Genomic DNA, 435 nt, shown 5'->3' on the forward strand with positions numbered 1-435 from the left:
GTCGTCGACTGTGCCAGCAGGAAGGCCGAGAAGACCCAGCTGTAATAGGTGAAACCGCCGAGCTGCCCGACAATGCGCGGCATTGCCGTGGCAACGATGGTGGCTTCAATGGCGACCATGAATGTTGCCAGCATGATGGAAGCAACAATCAACGGACGTTTTGAACGTTCAACCGATTGGGACATGTGTTGTTCTGGCTTTCCACTCGCCGGGATAGTGGTTGACGGGTCACGGAAGACCTCGGGCGAGCTGTATATGTGCGGGATCGGGATCGGGTTGGCGGCAAGGGGCTCAAAATCGCGGCTTGCACGCCATACTTCAACGCCTCGAAACGCTGATTGTCAATCTCCCCCATGCACACTCCTGACATCCCGGCGCGTGATTCAATCTTGCACTCGCCGGAAAATTGAAGTCCTCTCGGGCCCTGTTTTGAAT

General features: G+C 56.1%; 1 pseudogene. It reads right to left on the reverse strand.

The features are described 5' to 3' along the window. Nucleotides 1-185 (reverse strand): annotated as a pseudogene (locus tag CVM73_RS38860) (MFS transporter); the annotation flags it as partial. Nucleotides 186-435: the final 250 nt, after the last annotated feature.

Source organism: Bradyrhizobium forestalis (assembly GCF_002795245.1).
GTDB classification, from domain to species: Bacteria; Pseudomonadota; Alphaproteobacteria; order Rhizobiales; family Xanthobacteraceae; genus Bradyrhizobium; species Bradyrhizobium forestalis.